3 protein-coding genes are annotated in these 4,260 nt (G+C 71.0%); 2 read left to right on the top strand and 1 reads right to left on the bottom strand.

Annotated features, from left to right (window positions below; translation table 11 throughout):
* The coding region (locus E1200_RS31590; RefSeq protein ID WP_131956056.1) for a helix-turn-helix domain-containing protein at positions 1–439 on the bottom strand (439 nt) is incomplete at its 3' end.
* A 250-nt stretch (positions 440–689) separates the two neighbouring features.
* On the opposite strand from E1200_RS31590, the gene E1200_RS31585 reads away from it, so the two are divergent.
* Positions 690–2,270, top strand: a complete 1,581-nt coding sequence (locus E1200_RS31585) for a succinic semialdehyde dehydrogenase (protein ID WP_131956054.1) — start codon at positions 690–692, stop codon at positions 2,268–2,270.
* Positions 2,271–2,279: 9 nt separating this feature from the next.
* Entirely contained in the window at positions 2,280–4,031 is a 1,752-nt protein-coding gene (locus E1200_RS31580) for a GMC family oxidoreductase (protein ID WP_131956052.1), read from the top strand.
* The last annotated feature ends 229 nt before the right edge of the window (positions 4,032–4,260 follow it).

Here is a 4,260-nt window from a genome sequence, read left to right as displayed (position 1 = left end):
GTTCGGCGTACCAGTCGGCTATGCGCCAGCCTGCGGCGTAGTCGCGCATGCCGTAGAGCCAGAACTCGACCAGGAGGAGGGCCAGCCGGCGTCCGCGGTCGTCGGTGGGGTGGCGGTGGGACGTGCGGCCGGTGGGGTCGGTGTCCTGGCCGGCGGTGCGGAGTTCGGCGCAGACGTCGATGTCGGGGTCGGCGGTGAAGCGCTCCATCAGGGCGAACAGCAGGTCGGTCTTGCCCGCGAAGTTGGAGTAGACGGCGCCCTTGGTGAGGCCGGCGGCGGCCGCGATGTCGTCCAGTGAGGCGCCGTGGATGCCGCGTTCGGCCCATAGCCGCTCGGCGGCGCCGAGGAGGGCGGAGCGGGTCTGCTCGCGCCGGTTCCGGCGTACCTGCGCGCTGCCGCCTGACGGTGTCGCATCGCATCCGCCGTGGATGTCCGTCATGTGGTGTCCCCTCCAGAAGGTCGGCGTCCCCGTGTGCGGGCGCGCGGCAGCGAACGCCCGATTGCTGAGATTCTCTCTTCGGGATACACCGGCGGGGCATGGTCATTCATCGAGTTGAGCAAGTCCGTAGGGCTTGGAACGGTCCGTTCGGAGGGTGTCGCCGGGAAGTGAGGAGGAGTGCGGCAAACCGCCCTGTGGGCTGCGTTACTTGTGGGTAGCCAAGAATGGCCGGGGGTCATACGCTGCGTTCATGGCAACCCCGACGGTCCCCGCCAAAGGCGCGGCAGAGCACGAGCTCCCGCAACCTCTGATCGACCGGCTGGTCTCGCACGTCGCCTCGGGCGGCGGCGACACCGCCGCGATCCCCACTCCGTTCAGCGGTGCGCCCCTGGCGACCGTTCCGCTGTCGAGTGCCGAGGACGTCCGCGCGGCGCACCGGCGGGCGCGGGAGGCGCAGCGGGCGTGGGCGCGGCTTCCCGTGCGCGAGCGGGTGAAACCGTTCCTGCGGTTCCAGGACGCCCTGGTCGACCGGCGCGAGGAGATCCTCGACATCATCCAGCTGGAGACCGGCAAGGCCCGCCGCCACGCGCTGGAGGAGTTCCTCGACGTGGCGCTGTGCTCGCTGTACTACGCGCGGCGGGCCGCGGGCCTGCTGAAGCCGCGGCGCAGGCAGGGGATGATGCCGGGCGTCACGCGGGTGCAGGAGCTGCGGCACCCCAAGGGCGTCGTCGCGCTGATCGCGCCGTGGAACTACCCGTTCGCGCTCGGCGCCAGCGACATCGCGCCCGCGCTGATGGCGGGCAACGCCGTGATCCACAAGCCGGACACCCAGACGTGCCTGTCGAGCCTGTGGGTGCTGGACCTGCTGGTCGAGCTGGGGCTGCCGCGGGACGTGTGGCAGATCGTGGTGGGCGACCCGGCCGAGATCGGCGACCCGCTGCTGGACGAGGCCGACTACGTCTCCTTCACCGGGTCGACGCGGGGCGGCAAGGCCATCGCGGAGCGGGTCGCGCCGCGGCTGGTCGGGTACTCGCTGGAACTCGGCGGCAAGAACCCGATGATCGTCATGCCGGACGCGGACGTCGAGCGGACCGCCCGGGGCGCCGTCCGCGCGTGCTTCACCAACGCCGGGCAGCTGTGCATCTCGATCGAGCGGATGTACGTGCACGAGGACATCTACGACCGGTTCGTCCCCCGGTTCGTGGAGGTCGTCAAGGACATGAAGCTCGGCACCGGCCTCGACTTCGACGCCGAGATGGGGTCGCTCACGTACGCGCGGCAGCTGGAGGCCGTGACGCGCCACGTCGACCAGGCCGTCGAGGCGGGCGCGACCGTCCTCGCTGGCGGCAAGGCGCGTCCCGACATCGGGCCGCTGTTCTACGAGCCGACGATCCTCGCGGACGTCAGCGGCGACATGGACCTGTGCGCCAACGAGACGTTCGGCCCGGTCGTGTCGATCTACCGGTACCGGGACGAGGACGAGGTCGTCGCCCGCGCCAACGACACCCAGTACGGGTTGAACGCGTCGGTGTGGACGAAGGACGCGGCGAAGGGCCGCCGGCTCGCCGCCCGCATCCAGGCGGGGACCGTGAACATCAACGACGGGTACGGCGCGGCGTTCGCGTCGTACGACTCCCCGATGGGCGGGATGAAGCAGTCCGGGGTGGGGCGCCGCCACGGCGCGGAGGGCCTGCTGAAGTTCACCGAGGTGCAGACCATCGCGAGCCAGCACTTCGTGGACCTCGAACCTCCGGGTTCGCTGAGCTATGACCGGTTCGCCGCGGTCATGGCGACCGGTATCAAGGTGATGAAGAAGCTGCGGATCAAGTAGGGGGCGGGCGTGAAGCACGACTTCGACGTGCTCGTCGTCGGGTCCGGGTTCGGCGGCAGCGTCTCGGCGCTGCGCCTGACCGAGAAGGGCTACCGGGTCGGGGTGATCGAGGCCGGACGGCGTTTCGACACGAACCCGTCCGGTGCCCCCGGGTCCAGGTATCCGGAGCTGCCCAAGACGAACTGGCGTGTCGCGCGCTACCTGTGGGCGCCGGCGTTCGGCCTCACCGGCATCCAGCGGATCCACCTCATCCGCGGCGCCAAGGCGAGCCGGGTGATGGTGCTCGCGGGCGCGGGCGTCGGCGGCGGGTCGCTGAACTACGCCAACACCCTGTACGTTCCGCCGGAGCCGTTCTTCAAGGACCGGCAGTGGGCGCACATCACCGACTGGCAGGACGAGCTCGCGCCCTACTACGAGCAGGCCAAGCGCATGCTGGGCGTCGTCCAGAACACCACGACGACCGCCGCCGACAAGGTCATGAAGAAGGTCGCCGACCGGATGGGCGTCGGCGACACCTTCGTCAAGACCCCCGTCGGCGTCTACTTCGGCCGCGGGGCGGGGATCGAGAGCGCCGACCCGTACTTCGGCGGGACGGGACCGCGCCGCCGCGGCTGCATGGAGTGCGGCGAGTGCATGACGGGCTGCCGCCACGGCGCGAAGAACATGCTCACGGAGAACTACCTCTACCTGGCCGAGAAGGCGGGCGCGCGGGTGATGCCGCTCAGCCGCGTCACCACGGTCAGGCCCCTGGCGGACGGGGGATACGAGGTCGAGATCGTGCGGACCGGCTCGTTCGGACGCAACCGCAAGACGTTCACCACCGGGCAGGTCGTCTTCGCCGCGGGCACCTACGGCACGCAGAAGCTGCTGCACAAGCTCAAGTCGACCGGTGTGCTGCCGCGCCTGTCCGACCGGCTCGGGGCGCTGACCCGCACGAACTCCGAGGCCATCCTCGGCGGCGGGCGCCGCAACGGGCGGCCCGGCCCCGACTTCTCCCAGGGCGTCGCGATCACGTCCTCGTTCCATCCCGCTCCGGACACGCACATCGAACCCGTCCGGTACGGCCGCGGGTCGAATCTCCTGGCGCTGCTGCAGACCCTCCTGGTGGACGGCGACGCCCCGGGGGAGAAGCACACCCCCCGGGTCCTGAAGTTCGCGCGCGAGGCGGTGCGCCGCCCCCGCGACCTGAGGCAGCTCGTCGATCTGCGGCGCTGGTCCGAGCGGACGGTGATCGCGCTGGTCATGCAGACCCGCGACAACTCGATCACCCTGCGCCCGAAGCGGGGCCCGTTCGGCTGGGACGTCCGCGCGGCGGCCGGGCACGGCGAGCCCAACCCCACGTGGATCCCCAAGGGCCACGAGGCGACGCGCCTGATCGCCGAGGAGATCGGCGGGATGCCCGGCGGCGCCTGGGGCGACCTGTTCGACATCCCGCTGACCGCGCACTTCCTCGGCGGCTGCGCCATCGGAGACTCGCCCGAGACCGGCGTCATCGACGCCTACCACCGCGTCTACGGGCACCCCGGCCTGCACGTCGTGGACGGATCGGCCGTATCCGCCAACCTGGGCGTCAACCCGTCCCTGACCATCACCGCCCAGGCCGAGCGCGCGATGTCGTTCTGGCCGAACAAGGCCGAGGACGACCCGCGCCCCGCACTGGGCGAGCCGTACCGCCGCGTTCCGCCCGTACCGCCGCAGAAGCCGGCCGTCCCCGCCGACGCCCCCGCCGCACTCCGCCTCCCGATCATCAAGGTCACCTGACACGCCGCCTCCTCAGCTCCGACCCTCCGGATTCTCAGCCCCACCGAGAACCCGCCGAAGAAAAACCCGAAGCTGTGGATAACCAGGCGCCCCGATCGGTGCGGGTCGCCGCGCGACGAGGGGCGGCTCTCAACTGTCCAGCCCGACCACTGCCCGTCTCAAGGCTCGCCCCCGGAAGGAAAGGGGGCGGCGGCGTAGCTTTGGGTCGTGGATGTCGAGGGTGTGGCCG

Source organism: Actinomadura sp. GC306 (genome assembly GCF_004348665.1).
In the GTDB taxonomy this organism is placed as follows: domain Bacteria; phylum Actinomycetota; class Actinomycetes; order Streptosporangiales; family Streptosporangiaceae; genus Spirillospora.
This window is presented reverse-complemented; position numbering and strand designations above follow the sequence as displayed.

What these genes read in the sequence shown, in the direction of transcription:
- E1200_RS31585 (WP_131956054.1), top strand. Translation starts at nt 690, where the DNA reads ATGGCAACCCCGACGGTCCCCGCCAAAGGCGCGGCAGAGCACGAGCTC.